General features: G+C 62.4%; 18 protein-coding genes. 13 read left to right on the top strand and 5 right to left on the bottom strand.

All coding sequences use genetic code 11. The features are described from left to right. Positions 1-169 precede the first annotated feature (169 nt). The 3 genes from aat to infA all read left to right on the top strand — a co-directional run bounded on the left by aat (position 170) and on the right by infA (position 2023). Positions 170-922 (top strand): leucyl/phenylalanyl-tRNA--protein transferase, encoded by a 753-nt coding sequence (gene aat / locus ACFOEV_RS02290; RefSeq protein ID WP_386771185.1) that lies wholly within the window; start codon positions 170-172, stop codon positions 920-922. After that, positions 912-1649, top strand: a complete 738-nt coding sequence (locus ACFOEV_RS02285) for an arginyltransferase (protein ID WP_386771183.1) — start codon at positions 912-914, stop codon at positions 1647-1649. Before aat ends, ACFOEV_RS02285 begins: the two co-directional genes overlap by 11 nt. Before the next feature lie 155 nt (positions 1650-1804). Beyond that, positions 1805-2023 (top strand): translation initiation factor IF-1, encoded by a 219-nt coding sequence (gene infA, locus ACFOEV_RS02280; RefSeq protein ID WP_013332816.1) that lies wholly within the window; start codon positions 1805-1807, stop codon positions 2021-2023. A gap of 207 nt (positions 2024-2230) precedes the next feature. Here the strand turns inward: infA and clpA are convergent, their stop codons facing one another. The 3 genes from clpA to icd all read right to left on the bottom strand — a co-directional run bounded on the left by clpA (position 2231) and on the right by icd (position 6473). Next, a complete protein-coding gene (gene clpA / locus ACFOEV_RS02275) occupies positions 2231-4498 on the bottom strand; it encodes an ATP-dependent Clp protease ATP-binding subunit ClpA (protein WP_386771180.1) in 2268 nt (755 codons plus the stop codon). Positions 4499-4657: 159 nt separating this feature from the next. Then, positions 4658-5032, bottom strand: a complete 375-nt coding sequence (clpS, locus tag ACFOEV_RS02270) for an ATP-dependent Clp protease adapter ClpS (RefSeq protein WP_386771178.1) — start codon at positions 5030-5032, stop codon at positions 4658-4660. A 184-nt stretch (positions 5033-5216) separates the two neighbouring features. Beyond that, positions 5217-6473: an NADP-dependent isocitrate dehydrogenase gene (gene icd, locus ACFOEV_RS02265; RefSeq protein ID WP_386771176.1), complete on the bottom strand. Its 1257-nt coding sequence runs from the start codon at positions 6471-6473 to the stop codon at positions 5217-5219. A 116-nt stretch (positions 6474-6589) separates the two neighbouring features. Between icd and ACFOEV_RS02260 the strand changes: the two genes are divergently transcribed. From ACFOEV_RS02260 to ACFOEV_RS02220, 9 genes are all read left to right on the top strand, one after another. Next, a complete protein-coding gene (locus tag ACFOEV_RS02260) occupies positions 6590-7195 on the top strand; it encodes a pseudouridine synthase (protein ID WP_386771174.1) in 606 nt (201 codons plus the stop codon). Then, entirely contained in the window at positions 7192-7641 is a 450-nt protein-coding gene (locus tag ACFOEV_RS02255) for an NUDIX domain-containing protein (RefSeq protein ID WP_386771173.1), read from the top strand. The genes ACFOEV_RS02260 and ACFOEV_RS02255 overlap by 4 nt, the downstream gene beginning before the upstream one ends. A 217-nt stretch (positions 7642-7858) precedes the next feature. After that, positions 7859-8968, top strand: a complete 1110-nt coding sequence (mnmA, locus tag ACFOEV_RS02250) for a tRNA 2-thiouridine(34) synthase MnmA (protein WP_386771171.1) — start codon at positions 7859-7861, stop codon at positions 8966-8968. After that, positions 8965-9609, top strand: coding sequence for a high frequency lysogenization protein HflD (gene hflD / locus ACFOEV_RS02245; RefSeq protein ID WP_386771169.1), 645 nt, complete (start codon positions 8965-8967; stop codon positions 9607-9609). Before mnmA ends, hflD begins: the two co-directional genes overlap by 4 nt. Positions 9610-9655: 46 nt before the next feature. After that, positions 9656-11020 (top strand): adenylosuccinate lyase, encoded by a 1365-nt coding sequence (purB, locus tag ACFOEV_RS02240; protein ID WP_386771167.1) that lies wholly within the window; start codon positions 9656-9658, stop codon positions 11018-11020. 162 nt (positions 11021-11182) lie between these two features. After that, positions 11183-12373 carry a JmjC domain-containing protein gene (locus tag ACFOEV_RS02235; RefSeq protein WP_386771165.1) on the top strand — a complete coding sequence of 397 codons (1191 nt, stop codon included), beginning with the start codon at positions 11183-11185 and terminating at the stop codon, positions 12371-12373. Next, positions 12370-12804: a GNAT family N-acetyltransferase gene (locus tag ACFOEV_RS02230; protein WP_386771163.1), complete on the top strand. Its 435-nt coding sequence runs from the start codon at positions 12370-12372 to the stop codon at positions 12802-12804. The genes ACFOEV_RS02235 and ACFOEV_RS02230 overlap by 4 nt, the downstream gene beginning before the upstream one ends. Before the next feature lie 257 nt (positions 12805-13061). Continuing rightward, positions 13062-14660 (top strand): isocitrate lyase, encoded by a 1599-nt coding sequence (locus ACFOEV_RS02225; protein ID WP_386771161.1) that lies wholly within the window; start codon positions 13062-13064, stop codon positions 14658-14660. 221 nt (positions 14661-14881) lie between these two features. Next, positions 14882-15349 carry an outer membrane lipoprotein gene (locus ACFOEV_RS02220; RefSeq protein ID WP_386771159.1) on the top strand — a complete coding sequence of 156 codons (468 nt, stop codon included), beginning with the start codon at positions 14882-14884 and terminating at the stop codon, positions 15347-15349. A gap of 78 nt (positions 15350-15427) precedes the next feature. Here the strand turns inward: ACFOEV_RS02220 and ACFOEV_RS02215 are convergent, their stop codons facing one another. After that, positions 15428-15712 carry a hypothetical protein gene (locus ACFOEV_RS02215; protein WP_386771157.1) on the bottom strand — a complete coding sequence of 95 codons (285 nt, stop codon included), beginning with the start codon at positions 15710-15712 and terminating at the stop codon, positions 15428-15430. A gap of 225 nt (positions 15713-15937) precedes the next feature. On the opposite strand from ACFOEV_RS02215, the gene ACFOEV_RS02210 reads away from it, so the two are divergent. Next, entirely contained in the window at positions 15938-16420 is a 483-nt protein-coding gene (locus tag ACFOEV_RS02210; protein ID WP_386771155.1) for an FKBP-type peptidyl-prolyl cis-trans isomerase, read from the top strand. A 197-nt stretch (positions 16421-16617) separates the two neighbouring features. Here the strand turns inward: ACFOEV_RS02210 and ACFOEV_RS02205 are convergent, their stop codons facing one another. Beyond that, positions 16618-18855, bottom strand: coding sequence for an FAD-dependent oxidoreductase (locus ACFOEV_RS02205; RefSeq protein WP_386771153.1), 2238 nt, complete (start codon positions 18853-18855; stop codon positions 16618-16620). Between the last annotated feature and the right edge of the window lie 92 nt (positions 18856-18947).

Below are 18947 nucleotides of genomic sequence, written 5' to 3'. Positions count from 1 at the left end.
CTCTAGAGCCTTACCGGACTTGACGCGGATCACCGCGCAAAATCCGCCCGGTTTCTGGCGCCATCATACCGGGGCTTTGGCTCGGGGCACAGGGGCTCGGGTCGCGCGCTTGAGGCCCTGGCCAAAGCCGGTCACACTAACCCTGATTTCTACGACGGCAGCGACGCGAATGCTACCCTGGCTTTCCTCAGACCGCGTGCAGTTCCCGAACGTCGATCAGGCCCTGGACGACCCCGATGGTCTGCTCGCCGCCGGTGGCGCCTTGACCCCCGAATGGCTGCTGGCTGCTTACCGGCGCGGCATCTTCCCTTGGTTCAGCGATGGCCAACCGATTCTATGGTGGAGCCCCGATCCTCGCATGGTGCTGTTCCCCGAGGAGGTCCGTGTCCGCCGCAGCCTGGCCAAGCGCTTGCGCAACGCTGGCTTCCGGGTCAGTTTCGACCGTGATTTTGCGGCTGTCATCGATGCCTGCGCCACCACTCGGGCCTTTCAGGAAGGCACCTGGATCACTCACGAGATGCAGGCCGCCTACCTGACCCTGCATGACCTGGGCCATGCTCACTCGGTGGAGGTATGGCAGGATCAGCGTCTCGTGGGGGGGCTGTATGGCGTCGCCTTGGGTAAGGTGTTCTTCGGCGAATCGATGTTCTCGCGTGAGCGCGACGCCTCCAAGGTCGCGCTGGTACACCTGGCGCGCCGACTGCTGGCTTGTGGTGGTGGTCTGATCGACTGCCAGATGCGTACCGAGCATCTGGCCTGGATGGGCGCCCGAGACATCGCCCGAGGCGACTTCATCGACTATCTTGACAGGTATGCACAGCAGAGCACCCGGCTCTTTGGCCAGGCGCCGGCTAGTGCCCACAACGACCGCCCAGGCGATATACACGCCACCATCCAAGGAGACGGCAACAGTGAGCAGTAGAGCTCCGCAACAGCCAGTGCGGGATCTGCGGTTCTTCCTGACGGTTCCCCATGCCTGCAGCTACCTGGAAGGTCGTGAGGCCACCACGCTGTTTCTCGACCCGCAAGAGTCTCCCGGCCAGGGCGTCTACGACGCCTTGTCGCTGCTCGGCTTTCGCCGCAGCGGCCGACACCTGTACCGTCCACATTGTGAGGGCTGCAATGCCTGCATCTCGGTACGGATCCCGGTCGCCGACTTTCAGCCCAGCCGCAGCCAACGGCGGTTGCTGAGGCGCAATGCCGACCTGACGGTACATGAACGCCCGGCGAGTTTCTTCGTCGAGCATTACGAACTCTACGCACGCTATATACGCACGCGACATGCCGACGGCGACATGTTTCCCCCCAGCCATGAGCAGTATCGAACCTTTCTGACTCTCGACCACCCCTACGCCCGCCTGCTCGAGCTCCGCCTCGAAGGCCAGTTACTGGCTGTGGCCGCCTTCGACCTGCTGGGTCACGGCCTGTCGGCGATCTATACCTTCTTCGACCCTGCTCCTTACTACAACCGACGCTCACTGGGCACCTATGCGGTACTCAAGCTGGTGTCGCAGGCCTATGAGCGGGGCCTGCCCCACGTCTATCTCGGCTACTGGATCCGAGAGTGCCGCAAAATGAACTACAAACGCGACTTCCAGCCATTGGAATATCTCGATGGCCGTCATTGGCGTCGACTGGTTCCACTTTGAACCGAGGTTTTTTGCCTTGACGGCCGGCATGCGGCACAATATCGCGCTATCTTGATTGACGTCTTTTTCGACGCGACGGATCGCAAGACACTAGCGCCGCAAATCGCAAACCACTATTTTAGCAAGTCACCATCGAGTAACGAGGAATCGCCTATATGGCACGTGAAGACCATATCGAAATGGAAGGCGTCGTCGTCGACACCCTTCCCAACACCATGTTCCGCGTCGAGCTGGAAAACGGCCATGTGGTCACAGCCCATATCTCGGGCAAGATGCGCAAGAACTACATCCGTATCCTCACCGGCGACAAGGTCAAGGTCGAGCTGACTCCCTACGACCTCTCCAAAGGCCGCATCGTCTATCGCTCTCGCTAGGAGCCTGCCCGACTCGACACTGAGACTGCGGAAGATTTCCCACTCTTCCGAGGCTCCTAGGCTTCCCGCAATCACCGCTTCGTCGCCTCGCCCCTTCATCCGGGCGATGTCGTATCCAGGGCGACACTACAACCGCAGGGCCAGATACCACGACGCCCCGTCATCTGACAGGGCGCCATGGATTGGCTTTCACGAGCGAGGAAAGCCTCAGGCCACTTCGGCCTCGGTTGCCAAGTGCAGCTCGTCGCCTTCCAGGGTGACATGCACCACACCACCGTGCTCGGCCAGTTCGCCGAACAGGATAAGCTCGGCCAGCGGCTTCTTGAGCTTTTCCTGAATCAGACGAGCCATGGGACGCGCGCCCATCTCCGGGTCGTAGCCTTTCTCGGCCAGCCAGGCGCGAGCCTCATCGTCGACATCGAGCTGGACGCGTTTCTCATCGAGCTGTGCCTGCAGCTCGACCAGGAACTTGTCGACCACGTTGCGCACCACCGCAGGCGCCAGCCCATGGAACTGGATGATCCCATCCAGGCGGTTGCGGAACTCCGGCGTGAAGGTCCGGCGGATCACCTCCATGCCATCGGTGGAGTGGTCCTGAGGCTGGAAGCCGATGGAGCGCCGCGCGATCTGCTCGGCCCCGGCATTGGACGTCATGATCAGGATCACGTGACGGAAATCCGCCTCGCGGCCGTTGTTGTCGGTCAGGCGACCGTGGTCCATCACCTGCAGCAGCAGGTTGAAGACTTCCGGATGCGCCTTCTCGATCTCATCGAGCAGCAGCACGCAGTGCGGTTGCTTGGTGATCGCCTCGGTGAGCAGGCCACCCTGGTCATAGCCGACATAGCCCGGAGGCGCGCCGATCAGCCGCGACACGGTGTGACGCTCCATGTACTCGGACATGTCGAAACGCACCAGTTCGATACCCATCAGTGCCGCCAACTGACGGGCCACCTCGGTCTTGCCGACCCCGGTCGGGCCGGAGAACAGGAAACTGCCTACCGGCTTGTCCGGTGACTTGAGGCCGGCGCGCGACAGCTTGATCGCAGCCGCCAGGCTGGTAATCGCCTCGTCCTGACCGAATACCAGCATCTTCAGATCGCGCTCCAGGTTGGACAGCAGCTTGCGATCGGAGCTGGAGACGCTCTTCGGCGGAATTCGGGCGATCGACGCCACCACGGCCTCGACCTGCTCGACATCGATGCTGTCCACGCGCACTTCCGGTGGCAGCAACCGCTGGTGAGCACCGGCCTCATCGATGACATCGATGGCCTTGTCCGGCAAGTGACGATCGTTGATATAGCGATCGGCCAGGCGCACCGCGCTCTCCAGGGCTCCATCGGTGTACTTCAGGCGGTGATGCTCCTCGAAACGGCCACGCAACCCCTTGAGAATACGGATGGTATCCTCCACCGAAGGCGCCATGACATCGACCTTCTGGAAGCGCCGCGCCAGCGCCCGGTCCTTCTCGAAGATGCCGCGAAACTCATGGAAGGTGGTCGAGCCAATGCAACGCAGCTCACCGGAAGACAGCATCGGCTTGAGCAGGTTGGAAGCGTCCATCACGCCACCGGAAGCCGCACCGGCACCGATCACCGTATGGATCTCGTCGATGAACAGGATGGCATTGGGCTGTTTCTTGAGCTCGGCCAGCAGGCTCTTCAAGCGTTTCTCGAAGTCACCGCGGTATTTCGTGCCGGCGAGCAGGGCCCCCATGTCCAGCGAGTAGACCACGGCATCACTGATGACCTCGGGCACGTCTTCCTCGACGATGCGCTTGGCCAACCCCTCGGCGATGGCAGTCTTGCCGACGCCGGCCTCTCCCACCAGCAACGGGTTGTTCTTGCGCCGCCGGGCGAGGATCTGCACCACCCGCTCGAGTTCATGATCGCGACCGATCAGGGGGTCGATCTTGCCCAGCCGGGCCTGCTCGTTGAGGTTGGTGGCATAGCCGGTCAGCGGATGGGCACTGCTTTCGCCGACACCATCCTCGGCATCCTCGGCATCCGGGGAGGGTGACGACGGATTCTGCCCGTGTCCCGACACCTTGGAGATGCCGTGGGCGATATAGTTGACGGCATCCACACGCGCCACGTTCTGCTGCTTGAGGAAATAGACCGCCTGGCTTTCCTGCTCGGAAAAGATCGCCACCAGCACATTGGCACCGGTCACTTCGCTCTTGCCGGAAGACTGGACATGAAAGACCGCACGCTGCAACACACGCTGGAACCCCAGGGTCGGCTGGGTCTCACGGTCACTCTGGTCCTCGGGGATCAGCGGCGTGGTGGAGTTGATGAAATCCTGCAGATCCGTACGCAGCTTATCGAGGTTGGCCCCACAGGCACGCAATACATCCGCCGCAGAGGCATTGTCCAGCAGAGCCAACAGCAAATGCTCCACGGTCATGAACTCATGTCGCTTGGAACGCGCCACCGTGAAGGCCGTGTTCAGGGTCAGTTCAAGTTCTTTGCTCAGCATGGCAGTCCCCTTCTAGCCGCCTAGGGCATCGGTCGGCACTTTCAAAAACCGGCATTCTCACCATCGGGCACAATCGCGGGTTTCGCAAGCTCGTCTTCCAACAACCGGGTGTGCCGCTCTAGCTTCGGCCACCTATCCTGACATTCACCATGCCAGGCCTCAGTCGGCCTTGTCGATATCGCACAGCAGTGGATGCTGACACTCCCTAGCATATTGATTGACTTGATGGCTTTTGGTTTCCGCAATGTCGCGGGTAAATATTCCACAGGTCGCCTTGCCTTGGGTGTGCACCGCCAGCATTACCTGTACGGCCTTCTCACTATCCATCTGGAAGAAGGTCTGCAACACTTCGACCACGAACTCCATGGGCGTGAAATCATCGTTGTGCAGCACTACCTTATATAGCGGTGGCTCAGCCAGTTCCGGATCGGCAGGGTCCACCGCCAACTGGCCATCATCCTCCTCCTGTGGCTCGTGGGGACGCGTCATTCCTGCCGCCACCCATGGCATGTCAGGCTCATCTATCTTGAACATAAGAGGCACTATCCATCTTCACAAGTCGGTCTGCGGCCGGAGCGTCAACCCTACTTCGACGCCTGCCGTCTTCCGAGGTTCATAGATAAAGATGCGTCCACCATCGCATCTCTGCAAGCCCCCGGAACGCAAAAGACCCCCGTCCATCGAACGGACGAGGGTCTCGTGATCCGTCACTTGCCGATTACATGTTGTCGGCGACGGCCTGGCCAAACTCGGAGCACTTCAGCAGCACGGCCTTTTCCATCACGCGATGGAAGTCATAGGTGACCTCGCCCTTGGCGATCGCCTTTTCCATGCCTTTGAGCACCAGGTCGGCGGCTTCCACCCACCCCATGTGGCGCAGCATCATCTCGGCGGAGAGGATCAGCGAGCCCGGGTTGACCTTGTCCTGGCCGGCATACTTGGGTGCGGTGCCGTGGGTGGCCTCGAACATGGCCACGGCATCGGAGAGGTTGGCCCCCGGAGCGATGCCGATACCACCGACTTCCGCCGCCAGGGCGTCGGACAGGTAGTCACCGTTGAGGTTGAGGGTGGCGATCACATCGTACTCGGCCGGACGCAGCAGGATCTGCTGCAGCATGGCGTCGGCGATGACGTCCTTGACCACGATGTTCTTGCCGGTATTGGGATTCTTGAATTGCATCCAGGGGCCGCCGTCGAGCGGCTCGGCGCCGAACTCGTCACGCGCCACCTCGTAGCCCCAATCCTTGAAGGCACCTTCGGTGAACTTCATGATATTGCCCTTGTGCACCAGGGTCAGCGACTCGCGATCGTTGTCCACGGTGTACTGCAGGGCCTGGCGCACCAGCCGCTTGGTGCCTGCCTCGGAGACTGGCTTGACACCGATACCGCACATCTCGGGGAAACGGATGTTGGTGACCCCCATTTCCTCGCGCAGGAACTTGATCACCTTCTCGGCTTCGGCAGAGCCAGCCTTCCACTCGATCCCCGCGTAGATGTCTTCGGAGTTCTCGCGGAAGATGACCATATCCACATCGCTCGGTCCCTTGACCGGGCTGGGCACGCCTTCGAACCAGCGTACCGGACGCTGACAGACATAGAGGTCGAGCTTCTGGCGCAGGGCCACGTTCAAGGAGCGAATGCCACCCCCTACCGGGGTGGTCAGCGGGCCCTTGATGGACACCACGTAATCCTTGACGACTTCCAGGGTCTCTTCGGGCAGCCAAGTGTCGGCGTCATAGACCTGGGTGGCCTTCTCGCCGGCATAGACTTCCATCCAATGGATCTTGCGCTCGCCATTGTAGGCCTTGGCCACGGCGGCATCGATGGCAATCTTCATGGCCGGGGTGACGTCGACCCCGATGCCATCACCCTCGATGAACGGGATGATCGGCTCATTCGGCACGTTCAGGGTGTTATCGGCATTGACGGTAATCTTTTCGCCGCCTTGCGGGACGACAATTTTCTGGAACCCCATTGAGAACTCCCCTGTGGTGTGTTCAGTGGAGCGCGGAGTATAGCATTCACCCTACCGATCAGAGTAGGCTTGACCTCATATTTGTCGACAATCCATGGTAGCAAGACCTTGGTCCAATGAGTGCCCTCTATCTATTTCACAAGCCGTTCCAGGTGCTTTCGCAGTTCACCGACCGCGAGAGGCGCGCGACGCTGGCGGACTATATAAAGGTGCCGGGCATCTATCCCGCCGGACGCCTCGACTATGATTCCGAGGGCCTGCTGCTGCTCAGCGACGACGGCGAACTGATCCACCGTATCGCCCATCCGCGCCACAAGCAGCCCAAGACCTACTGGGTCCAGGTGGAGGGCGAGCCCGACGACCGAGCGCTCGACGCCCTGCGTCAGGGAGTAACCCTGGGCGATGGCCCGACCCGCCCGTCCAGGGTACGCCGCCTCGCCTCGCCGCAGGTGGCCGATCGCCAACCGCCGGTGCGACACCGGGAGCGGCTCCCGACTGCCTGGCTGGAGCTGACCGTCAGCGAGGGTCGCAATCGCCAGGTACGGCGCATGACCGCCCATGTCGGCCACCCGACCTTGCGTCTGGTTCGTGTCGCCATCGGCCCCTGGCGCCTGGATGGCCTCGCACCGGGGCAGTGGCGCCGCGAGACGCTGCACGCCCCAGCCACCACCGGCACTCCCCATAGCCGCCATTCATCCCCTACAGGCCGGAGACGCCGATGAAACGTTGGACCCCAAGAGTCACCGTGGCCACTGTGGTCGAACGCGCCGGCCGCTATCTACTGGTCGAGGAAGACCGCGGCGGCCCCTTCACCCTGTTCAACCAGCCGGCCGGCCACCTGGAGCCGAACGAGACGCTTCTGGAGGCCGCCGAACGCGAGGTGCGCGAGGAAAGCGCCTGGCGCGTCGGCATCACCGACTATCTGGGACTATACGTTCATCGGGCCGCGGACGGCCTGACCTTTCACAGTCACTCCTTCGTCGGCATGGCCCTGGCGCACCTCGGCAACGCCCTGGACCCGAACATTCGCGCCATTCATTGGCTGACCTTCGACGAGATCGAAGACCTGGATCACGCCGGGCGCCTGCGCAGCCCGCTGGTGTTGCGACGCGTCCGCGACGCCCGGCTGGGGCGAGTGTTCCCGATGGACGTGATTCACGAACGCTGACCAACGCGCTGCGCGCGGAGCCGTAAGCCGTAAGCCGTAAGCCGTAAGCCGTAAGCCGTAAGCCGGCATTATTGCTCAGGCAAGCGAGATAAGATCAGAACACGGGTTTACTTACAGCTTAAAGCTTATGGCTGACAGCTGGTTTCGGCTCGAAGCTCGAAGCCAAGATAAGGTATAATCACGCCCCATTTGACACCACCCCACTCCGAGAATGCGTATGTCATCCACGGGCAAGGTCATCGTCGGCATGTCCGGCGGTGTCGATTCCTCTGTCTCCGCCCTGCTGCTGCTCGAGCAGGGCTATCAGGTCGAAGGCCTGTTCATGAAGAACTGGGACGAGGACGACGGCACCGAATACTGCACCGCCAAGGACGACCTGGCCGATGCCCAGGCCGTATGCGAGCGCCTGGGCATCAAGCTGCATACCGCCAACTTTGCTGCTGAATACTGGGACAACGTCTTCGAGCACTTCCTGGCCGAGTACCGGGCGGGGCGCACGCCGAATCCGGACATCCTGTGCAACCGCGAGATCAAGTTCAGGGTGTTCCTGGAATATGCCGAGATGCTCGGCGCCGGGAAGATCGCCACCGGCCACTACGTGCGCCGCGGTGAACGCGACGGTCATGCCTGCCTGCTCAAGGGGCTGGATGCCAACAAGGACCAGAGTTACTTTCTGCACGCCGTACCGGAGACCGCCATCGCCCGCACCCTGTTCCCGGTAGGCGAGCTGGAGAAGACCGAGGTGCGCGCCCTTGCCGAGCGCCACGGCCTGGCCACCGCACGCAAGAAAGACTCGACCGGTATCTGCTTCATCGGCGAGCGGCGCTTCCGCGACTTTCTGCAGCAGTACCTGCCGGCCCAACCGGGAGTCATCGAGACCCCCGAGGGCGAGGTGATCGGCGAGCACATGGGACTGATGTACTACACCCTGGGGCAACGCCAGGGACTAGGGATCGGCGGCCTCGCCGATTATCCCGAAGAGCCCTGGTACGTGGCGACCAAGGACCTCGAGCGCAATGTGCTGGTTGCCGTACAGGGCAAGCATCATCCGCTGCTCTACAGCGATGCCTTGGCTACCGAGCCGGTGGACTGGATAGCTGGCGAAGCACCGCACGGCGAGGCGCGCCTGAGTGCCAAGACCCGCTACCGCCAGGCCGATGTTCCCTGCCACATGCGCACCACCGCGGATGGCGGCGTGGAAGTCGTTTTCGACGTCCCCCAGCGCGCGGTGACCCCTGGCCAGTCGTTGGTCCTCTACGCTGGCGAGGTCTGCCTTGGCGGCGGCGTGATTCGCGCCACCTGGAAACGTTCGGAGCCCACTGCATGACCACCACCCCGATCCATCGTGCCCCGGACGACCCGGTGACACGCCAGGCCCTGGCCCTGGCCGGCGTCTTCCAGGCTGCCAGCGTGGTCGACGACCTCGCGCGCCACGGCCAGGTCGACGAACGCGCCTGGACGACGCTGATTCGCGCTACCGTCGACACCAACCCGGAGAGCTTCGAGGCCATCTACGGCGGACACCCCAACTATCTGCGCCAAGGGCTCGATCTGCTCGAAGCGGTGGTCGGGCGCAAGCAAGCCAACCCGGCGGTATTGCGTTACGGCTTTTCGTTGCTGATGCTGATGCAAAAGCTGCGCAAGAGCGACGACATGATGGCCACGCTCGGCTCACGCTTGACCCATGTCCAGGGGCAAGCCGAGCATTTCGGCGATACGCACGAGAATGTGGTGGCAAGCCTCGGCCAGCTCTATCAGGACACTCTTTCAACCTTCAAGTACCGCATCGTGGTACAGGGCGAGCCCTCGCTGCTGCAACAACGCATGATGCCCGAACGAGTGCGCGCCGCGCTGCTCGCCGGCGTGCGTTTCGCCCTGTTGTGGCACCAGCAGGGGGGACGACGCTGGAAGCTGGTCTTCCAGCGCGGCGCTCTCAAGAAGGCGATCGAGCGACTCAACCAAGGCTGACCACCCCTTCGCTCCTCCTATTCGATCATTCACGGAAACCTCGACCATGCAGCTCTCCTCTCTGACCGCCCTGTCCCCCGTCGATGGCCGCTATGGCGCCAAGGCCAGTGCGCTTCGCGAGCACTTCAGCGAATTCGGCCTGATCCGGGCCCGCGTCACCGTCGAGGTGCGCTGGCTCGAAGCCATGGCCGCCCACCCGCAGATTACCGAAGTGCCGCCCCTTTCCGCCGAGGCGACCGCCTTTCTGGACTCCCTCGTGCGCGACTTCGCGGAGGCCGATGCCGCGCGCATCAAGGATATCGAGCGCACCACCAACCATGACGTCAAGGCGGTCGAATACTTCCTCAAGGAAAAGATCGCCGCGCAACCCGAGCTGCACGCCATCAGCGAATTCGTGCATTTCGCCTGCACCAGCGAGGACATCAACAACCTGTCCCATGGCCTGATGCTCAAGGGCGGGCTCGAGGTACTGCTGCCCGTGATGCGCGAGTTGACCGAGGCGGTGGAGACACTCGCCCACGAACATGCTGCCCAGCCGATGCTGTCGCGCACCCATGGCCAGACCGCCAGCCCCACCACCCTGGGCAAGGAAATGGCCAACGTCGCCTATCGGCTGCGCCGTCAGCTGAAACAGATCGAGTCGGTGGAACTGCTGGGCAAGATCAATGGTGCGGTGGGCAACTACAACGCCCATATCGCCACCTACCCCGAAATCGACTGGGCGGCCAACGCGCGCGCCTTCGTCGAGCGGCTGGGGCTGACCTTCAATCCCTATACCACCCAGATCGAGCCCCACGACTACATCGCCGAACTGTTCGACGCGGTGTGTCGCTTCCATACCATCCTGATCGACTTCGACCGCGATGTGTGGGGCTACATCTCGCTGGGCTACTTCAAGCAGAGGACCGTCGAGGGCGAGATCGGCTCCTCGACCATGCCGCACAAGGTCAACCCCATCGACTTCGAGAACTCCGAAGGCAACCTGGGCCTGGCCAATGCGCTGCTCGGCCACCTGGCCCAGAAGCTGCCCATCTCGCGCTGGCAGCGCGACCTCACCGACTCCACGGTGCTGCGCAACCTGGGTGTCGGCCTGGCCTATGGACTGATCGCCTACCAGGCCACGCTCAAGGGCATCTCCAAGCTGGAAGCCAACCCCGAGCGCCTGGCGGCCGACCTCGACGCCAGTTGGGAAGTGTTGGCCGAACCGATCCAGACGGTGATGCGCCGCTACGGTATCGAGCAGCCCTACGAGAAGCTCAAGGAACTGACCCGCGGCAAGCGCATCGACCAGGCCGGCTTCGCCGCCTTCATCGAGACGCTCGAACTGCCGGAAGAAGTCAAGGTCGAACTCAAGGCGCTGACCCCGGCAACCTATATCGGCAATGCCGAGGAGCAGGCCAAAAAGCTTTAAGCCGTAAGCTGTAAGAAACCCCACCGACCGGAAGTTCAGGTGGGGTTTCTGGCTATACAGCCTGAAGCATGGGAGATTTTGTTTTTTTCTTACGGCTTCAGGCTTACAGCTTATCGCTCTAGCCTATTTCTCACTCTGCTTGCATCCCCTGTGGAGAACATCATGCTTTCCCATACCCCGCTGCAACTGCTTGGCGGTCTGAGCGCTACCGAATTCCTGCGCGATTACTGGCAGCAGAAGCCGCTATTGATTCGTGGCGCTTTTTCGGACTTCGAAAGCCCACTCGATCCGGATGAACTGGCGGGGTTGGCCTGTGAGGACGGCATCGAGGCGCGCCTGGTGGAAGAGCATGGCGAGGAGGGTCCCTGGCAGGTCAGTCACGGCCCCTTCGACGACGCCACCTTCGTGCGTCTGCCCGAGCGTGATTGGACGCTGCTGGTACAGGCGGTGGACCACTATGTGCCCGACGTCGCCGCGCTGCTCGAGCACTTCGTCTTCCTGCCGCGCTGGCGACTCGACGACATCATGATCAGCTATGCGCCCCCCGGTGGCAGCGTCGGTCCGCATGTCGACCACTACGATGTGTTCCTGCTGCAGAGCAGCGGCCGACGTCGCTGGCAACTGGGCGGACCGGTCGCCGACGACGCCCCTATCGTGACCGGCCTCGACCTGCGCATTCTGCAGCACTTCGAGGTCGAGGCTGGCCAGGATTGGATACTCGAGCCCGGCGACATGCTCTACCTGCCGCCCGGCTACGCGCACCACGGCGTCAGCCAGACCGACGACTGCATGACGGTATCGGTAGGCTTCCGCGCCCCCTCCGCCGACGAGGCCATCACCTCATTCGCCGACTATATCGGCGAGACGTTGCCCGCCTCGCGGCGCTACGCGGACGCTGGCATGGCGGTGCCCGACGATCCCGGCGAACTCGACGATGCGGCACTGGCTCGCATGCGCGCCTTGATCCTCGATAGCCTCGACGATCCGACTCAGCTCGCCCAGTGGTTCGGTCGTGTGATGACCCAACCCAAGTACGTCGACCAACTCGTGCCCAACGAGACCCCGACCGAAGTCGATGAACTTGTCGCCGAGCTACACGCCGGTGGCCAGCTCGAGCGCACCCTCGGCTCGCGCTTCGCCTATCGTCGGCAGGACGACGCACGAGCGACCCTTTTCGTCGATGGCGACGGCCTCGACTGCGTGCTGCCATTGGCTCGCCTGCTGGCCTCCGACGAGCCGCTCGACCGAGGCGCCCTGGCCCACCCCGGCGGCGCTGCCCTGCTGGCCGACCTACTCGACCGCGGCAGCCTGTCGTGGCCGTTGCCGGATGACGAGGAGGAACAGGAAGCATGAACGACACCGCCATCATCATCGAGTCGGGCGACTGGCAGCGGTTGGGCGAGGCCGCCGGTGAGATACGACGTATCGTCTTCATCGATGAGCAGGCCGTGCCCCTGGAAGAAGAGTGGGACGGGCGCGACGACGACTGCCTGCATTTCCTGGCCCGGCAGGATGGCTGTGCCATCGGCACGGCACGGCTGTTGCCCGATGGCCATATCGGCCGCGTCGCCGTACTCGCCGAGGCGCGCGGCCAAGGTGTCGGCGTCGCCTTGATGCGCGCTGCCATCCAGGCGGCTCGCGAGCGTGGCCACCCCCATGTCGAACTTGCTGCCCAGACGCATGCCCTGGCGTTCTATGAACGCCTGGGCTTCGAAGCGTTTGGTGATGAATTTCTCGATGCCGGCATACCGCACTGCAATATGCGACTCTCGCTAGGTGATTGATTCACTGGCATCTTCCCCTTCCCAGCGAAAATTGACTACAGACAGAGTGCCGAAACCAGCCCGTTTGTAGTCAAGCTACAACCCTCTCTTCCCCAAAGTAATAATTGTTGACTGCCCTCGTTGTGGGCGATAGTGCTTAACAAGACAAGATTAAAACACTTGTTTTACATGCCTTCTGAAGCGGTAATCGAGCATCCAGTAATTTTGTCTCCGTTCGACCAAGGCAGTACTCGTTCCCCCAATGTAAGGATGGCCCTATGTCAGCTTACCAAGACGATCTCAACGCGATGGCCCAGTTACGCAAGGCCCAGGGTGGCAAGTGGGATAACATCAGCCCGGAATACGTTGCGCGCATGAAGGCCCAGAACCGCTTCAAGACAGGGCTGGATATCGCCAGGTACACCGCTGGCATCATGCGTCGAGACATGGCCGAGTACGATGCCGATGCGTCCCAGTACACTCAGTCGCTAGGCTGCTGGCACGGCTTCATCGGCCAGCAGAAGATGCTGGCGGTCAAGCGTCATCATGGCAGCACCAAGAAGCGCTACCTGTACCTGTCCGGCTGGATGGTAGCGGCACTGCGCAGCGAATTCGGCCCGTTGCCCGATCAGTCCATGCACGAGAAGACCTCGGTGCCGGCACTGATCGAAGAGCTGTACACCTTCCTGCGCCAGGCCGATGCCCGGGAACTGGGCCACCTGTTCCATGAGTTGGACGACGCCCGCGCCAAGGGCGACGAGATCGCCGTCAGGACCGTTCAAGCCAGGATCGACAATTTCGAGACCCATGTGGTACCGATCATCGCCGATATCGACGCCGGCTTCGGTAACGAGGAAGCGACCTACCTGCTGGCCAAGAAGATGATCGAAGCCGGGGCCTGCTGTATCCAGATCGAGAATCAGGTATCCGATGCCAAGCAGTGCGGCCACCAGGCCGGCAAGGTCACCATTCCGCACGAAGACTTCCTGGCCAAGCTCAATGCCGTGCGTTACGCCTTCCTCGAGCTAGGGGTGGACGATGGCGTGATCGTCGCGCGTACCGACTCCCTGGGTGCCGGCCTGACCCAGAAGGTACCGGTGTCCAAGGAGCCGGGCGACCTGGCCTATCAGTACAACTCCTTCCTCGAAACCACGCCGGTCGCATCGGCCACGGACGTTCAGGAAGGCGATATGGTGATCAAGCTGGACGGCGAGCTGAGAAAGCCCGTTCGCCTGCCCAACGGCCTGTACAAGTTCAAGGCCAATACCGGTGTCGACCGCGTGGTACTGGACTGCGTGACCAGCCTGAAAAACGGTGCCGACCTGCTGTGGATCGAAACCGAAAAGCCACACGTGGGGCAGATCGCCGAGATGGTCGATGCCATTCGCCAGCAGGTACCGGACGCCAAGCTGGTTTATAACAACAGCCCGTCGTTCAACTGGACCCTGAATTTCCGTCAGCAGGTCTTCGATGCCTGGGAGCAGGAAGGCAAGGACGTCTCTGCCTACGACCGCGCCAAGCTGATGAGCGCCGAGTACGACGATACCGAACTGGCCGCTGTCGCCGACGAATGGACCCGCAACTTCCAGCGCGATGCCTCCCGCGACGCGGGCATCTTCCACCACCTGATCACGCTGCCTACTTACCATACCGCGGCCCTGTCCACCGACGACCTGGCCAAGGGCTACTTCGGCGAAGAAGGCATGCTGGCCTATGTGGCCGGCGTCCAGCGCCAGGAAATCCGCAAGGGCCTGGCCTGCGTCAAGCATCAGGACATGGCCGGGTCCAACATCGGCGACGATCACAAGGAGTACTTCTCCGGCGAAGGCGCGCTGAAGGCCGGCGGCAAGGACAACACCATGAACCAGTTCGGTTAAGGGGACATGAGCACCCGACGACAGGGTAGTTGACAGGACCCTCGGGGAGGCCTCTCAGGCCTCCCCGTTGCGTTTTACCCTTTCCTTATTGTTTGCGATTTCCTCGCGCTACACTGGGGCCTGCCACTAGTCCAAGTGACCAAGAACCGTTAAACTGTTATAAAACACCGTTCTCTAACACCAGCATTGCTTGGCAGCGCGCCAAGTCGCAGGAGGTTTCCATGAAGCGTCTTCTTCCTATCCTGGCCATCGGCCTGCTGACCTTGGCGGGCTGTGCCAACACCAGCACCTATTCTGGCGATGTCTACCGCGGCAGCCAGGCCCAGACCGGCCAGACCGTCACCTACGGCACCATCACCGCCCTGCGCCAGGTGCAGATCCAGGCCGACAGCCCGCAGGGCAACGTGGTCGGCGGTCTGGGCGGTGCGGTGATAGGCGGCCTGCTGGGCAACCAGATCGGTGGCGGCTCGGGTCGCAGACTAGCCACTGCCGCCGGGGCCATCGGCGGCACCGTGGCTGGCAGCAAGATCGAGGATGCCGCCAACCGGACGACCGCCTGGGAAATGGAAATTCGCCGCGACAGTGGCGACAGCGTGATCGTGGTCCAAAAGGCCGATCGCAACTTCCAGGTCGGACAACGGGTACGCTTGATCGGCAGTGGCGCCAGCATGAGCGTTGCCCCCTACTGATCCCGAGGGCGACAGCCCTTTCAATGACAAGGCCCGCGAGGAAACTCGCGGGCCTTGTCGTAGCTCGTAGCTCGTAGCTCAGTGCATCTTGACTTTTTTCATGACCCAGCCGATCAGCTTGACGCACAGCCAGATCAACAGCGCCAGTACCAGCAGGGTCAACAGCATGTCGACCGGACGCACGATAAAGGTCGCGCCAACCACCGCGATGGCCGGGCACCACACCCAACGGTCGTCGCCGGTACTCCTCAGCAGCGCCGGCATCTTGCGATCGAAGAAGGTGCCCAACGGTCCGTCCCATCCCTTGTAGGTGAGAGTCAGGATCACGGCGAAGGCGATCAGCCAGATTAGGGTCACGGTCATGGGCTTACTCCGAAAGATAGGGAAATCGCTACAGGCAACGAACGCCTGGCACGGTGATCTTTGCGTTAGGGTATCCCCGCCCCGAGAGCCACGCAACCGCCCCACGACGCTTGAATCAACATCATGATTGGCAGGGCAAAGTTGAAAAATTGCTTGATGCCCCTGACAGTCCCCGGGACGGCGCGTTACCATAGTGATGACATGCACTCACCGAAAGGTTCATCAATGCAAATTGCGCAGAACTCCGTTGTCGCGTTCCACTATACCCTGACCAACAATGCAGGTGAGGTGCTGGACAGCTCGGAAGGTCGCGAACCGCTAACTTACCTCCATGGTGCCGGCAACATCATCCCGGGCCTGGAGAAGGAACTGGAAGGCCGTGAAAGCGGCGACAAACTGCAAGTCACCGTGGCACCCGCCGAAGGCTATGGCGAGACTCAGCCGTCGTTGGTCCAGGAAGTTCCCCGCGATGCCTTCCAGGGCGTCGAGGAAGTCCAGCCGGGCATGCAGTTCCAGGCGCAGACTCAAGGCGGCCCGCTGATGGTCACCGTGACCAAGGTCGAAGGCGACACCGTGACCGTGGATGGCAACCATCCGCTGGCCGGTCAGACCCTGAACTTCGATGTCGAGATCGCCAACGTGCGTGAAGCCAGCCAGGAAGAGCTGGAACACGGTCACGTGCACGGCGAAGGTGGCGTCGAACACTGAAGGAAACCCTGCTTCGCCGGGTCACCCCGCTCAGGGCAGCGCTGGCTGCCCTGTGTTGCTATTGGTGTTCGCTTCCCGCCCGCGATGGCAATCTCACGCTCCATGCTGGATCGCCGACGTCATGATGCGGCGTGGCGATACGCTCACGACGACTGCCTCCTCTCACCCAACGCCAGGGCTGCACCGCCAGGCAGCAATCACGCCTTGTCATCTCGCTCGCGCAAGCTATGGCGCAACTCGTCGATGGGCCCGCCACGGCGCCGCCAGGTGAAATAGCGCTCGAGCCAGCCCAGCAATCGCTCGGGCTTGTGGGCGTTCTTCCACACACCGGCACTCGCCTTGGCTGCCTCGGAGAAGGTCGGATAGGAATGAATGGTGCCCAGCAGCTTGTTCAGGCCGAGACCATGGGTCATGGCCAAGGTGAACTCGCCGAGCAACTCTCCGGCACCGTGGCCGACGATGCTGACCCCGAGAATACGATCCTTGCCAGGCACCGTGAGTACCTTGATGAAGCCCTGGATCCGGCCATCGGCGATGGCGCGATCGAGTTCACTCAAATCGTAGCGCGTCAGCTCGTATTCCACCCCCTGTTGCCTGGCCTCGCGTTCGTTGAGGCCGACTCGCGCGACTTCGGGATCGGTAAAGGTCACCGCCGGCAAGTTGCGATAATTGACGGCGAAGCGCTTGACCTCGCCGAACAGGGCATTGACCGTGGCATGCCAGGCCTGATGGGCACTGGCATGGGTCAACTGGAAGGGACCGGCGACATCGCCACAGGCCCAGATATTGGGGTGCAGGCTGCGCAGTGTCTCGTCGACCTCCAGCGTCCCGTCATCGCGCGGCAATACCCCCAACGCCTCGAGGCCGAAACCACCAACGTTGGCCTCGCGGCCGACAGCGACCAGCAACCGATCGAAGACCAGCCGTTCGGTGTCCACACCCTGCTCACCGGCGCGCTCGATTACCAGCACCTTGCCGCGGTCGCCATGGCTCGGACCCGGTTCGATGCGTAGCGCCTGGGTGCCCAGCCGCAGTTGCACGCCTTCGTTCTCCAATCGCAGGGCAAGCTGTGCCGCGATATCGTGATCCTCCCGCGGCAGCAATTGCGGGGCCATTTCCACCACTGTCACGCGGCTGCCCAGCCTGGCAAAGCTCTGTCCCAATTCACAGCCGATGGGACCGCCGCCCAGCACCACCAGGCGCTCGGGCAGTGACTCGAGCTGCCACAGGTTGTCCGAGGTCAGTACCTCGCTGTCGTCGAGTCCCGGCAACGCGGGGATCCGGGGGCGCGCCCCGGTCGCGATGATCACATGCCGGGTGGTCAGCACCCGTTCGCCGACTCGCACTTCCCAAGGGGTCAGGAGCCGGGCCTCGCCATGCACCACTTCCACACCCAGCCCACGGTAACGCTCGGGACTGTCATGCGGCTCGACATCGCGCACCGCCTGGTGCACATGGGCCATCACGCCAGCGAAATCGATGCGCGGCTTGCCGACCTCGATGCCGAAACGCCCGGCATCGCGAACTTCCTGGGCGACCCGCGACGCGCGAATCAATGCCTTGGACGGTACACAGCCGGTATTCAGGCAATCACCGCCCATCCTGTCGCGTTCGACCAGCGCCACCCTGGCCTTGACCGCTGCCCCGATATAACTCGCCACCAGCCCCGCCGAACCGCCACCGATCACCACGATGTCATAATCGAAACCGCCCGGTTTGCCATATTCCCGGGCCAGGCGCCGCCGTTTGGCGAACTCCACCAGGCGCCGGGCCAGCAGCGGAAAGATGCCGATCAACGTGAAGGAGACGATCAGCCCCGGCGACAGGATACCGCCCAGCGACTCGAGCTGACCCAGCTCGCGGCCGGCATTCACGTACACCGCCGTCCCCGGCAGCATGCCCACCTGGCTGACCCAGTAGAAGGTCCAGGTACGCATGCGGGTCAGCCCCAACACCAGGTTGATGACGAAAAATGGAAACAGCGGAATCAGGCGCAGCGTGAACAGATAAAAGGCGCCCTCCCGGGCGATGCCACGGTTGACGCTCTCGAGCTGTCGAGCGAAGCGCCGCTCGACGGGACCTCGCGCCAGGGTCCGGGCAATGAGAAAGGCCAGGGTGGCGCCCAGGGTACTGGCGAAGGAAATGATCAAAAGCCCCCAGCCGAGTCCGAACAATGCGCCGCCCAGCACCGTCAACAGCGTCGCCCCCGGTAGCGACAGGGCCGCCATCACCACATAGATCACGAAGAACCCACCGCCCACGGTGAGCGGATCCTCGGCGAGCCAGGCCTGGAAGCGTGTCTGCTCGGCCTTGAGATTGTCCAGCGTCAGGGCCTCGTTGGCTCCGCTGGCGAAGAATACCGCGACCACCACGGCGATGATGGCAATGATGACGAGACGTTGGCGTTTCAACACAGATACTCCCTTGACCGGCATGAATCCGTTCCTTGAGTCACATCGCGACGGCGATCCTTACACGGCATTGGCCGTGGAACCTATGCCCCGTGCTATCATCCAAACATTACAAT

Origin of the sequence: Litchfieldella rifensis (assembly GCF_042646605.1) — a bacterium.
Taxonomy (GTDB): Bacteria; Pseudomonadota; Gammaproteobacteria; order Pseudomonadales; family Halomonadaceae; genus Litchfieldella; species Litchfieldella rifensis.
Note: the sequence above shows the minus strand (reverse complement) of the source record. Positions and strands in the feature narration are given on the sequence as shown.

Bases quoted from the DNA above. Each gene is read 5' to 3' on its own strand.
- aat (WP_386771185.1), top strand. From the start codon at position 170: ATGCTACCCTGGCTTTCCTCAGACCGCGTGCAGTTCCCGAACGTCGAT.
- infA (WP_013332816.1), top strand. From the start codon at position 1,805: ATGGCACGTGAAGACCATATCGAAATGGAAGGCGTCGTCGTCGACACC.
- clpA (WP_386771180.1), bottom strand. From the start codon at position 4,498: ATGCTGAGCAAAGAACTTGAACTGACCCTGAACACGGCCTTCACGGTG.
- clpS (WP_386771178.1), bottom strand. From the start codon at position 5,032: ATGTTCAAGATAGATGAGCCTGACATGCCATGGGTGGCGGCAGGAATG.
- icd (WP_386771176.1), bottom strand. From the start codon at position 6,473: ATGGGGTTCCAGAAAATTGTCGTCCCGCAAGGCGGCGAAAAGATTACC.
- ACFOEV_RS02260 (WP_386771174.1), top strand. From the start codon at position 6,590: ATGAGTGCCCTCTATCTATTTCACAAGCCGTTCCAGGTGCTTTCGCAG.
- ACFOEV_RS02255 (WP_386771173.1), top strand. From the start codon at position 7,192: ATGAAACGTTGGACCCCAAGAGTCACCGTGGCCACTGTGGTCGAACGC.
- mnmA (WP_386771171.1), top strand. From the start codon at position 7,859: ATGTCATCCACGGGCAAGGTCATCGTCGGCATGTCCGGCGGTGTCGAT.
- hflD (WP_386771169.1), top strand. From the start codon at position 8,965: ATGACCACCACCCCGATCCATCGTGCCCCGGACGACCCGGTGACACGC.
- purB (WP_386771167.1), top strand. From the start codon at position 9,656: ATGCAGCTCTCCTCTCTGACCGCCCTGTCCCCCGTCGATGGCCGCTAT.
- ACFOEV_RS02235 (WP_386771165.1), top strand. From the start codon at position 11,183: ATGCTTTCCCATACCCCGCTGCAACTGCTTGGCGGTCTGAGCGCTACC.
- ACFOEV_RS02230 (WP_386771163.1), top strand. From the start codon at position 12,370: ATGAACGACACCGCCATCATCATCGAGTCGGGCGACTGGCAGCGGTTG.
- ACFOEV_RS02225 (WP_386771161.1), top strand. From the start codon at position 13,062: ATGTCAGCTTACCAAGACGATCTCAACGCGATGGCCCAGTTACGCAAG.
- ACFOEV_RS02220 (WP_386771159.1), top strand. From the start codon at position 14,882: ATGAAGCGTCTTCTTCCTATCCTGGCCATCGGCCTGCTGACCTTGGCG.
- ACFOEV_RS02215 (WP_386771157.1), bottom strand. From the start codon at position 15,712: ATGACCGTGACCCTAATCTGGCTGATCGCCTTCGCCGTGATCCTGACT.
- ACFOEV_RS02210 (WP_386771155.1), top strand. From the start codon at position 15,938: ATGCAAATTGCGCAGAACTCCGTTGTCGCGTTCCACTATACCCTGACC.
- ACFOEV_RS02205 (WP_386771153.1), bottom strand. From the start codon at position 18,855: ATGCCGGTCAAGGGAGTATCTGTGTTGAAACGCCAACGTCTCGTCATC.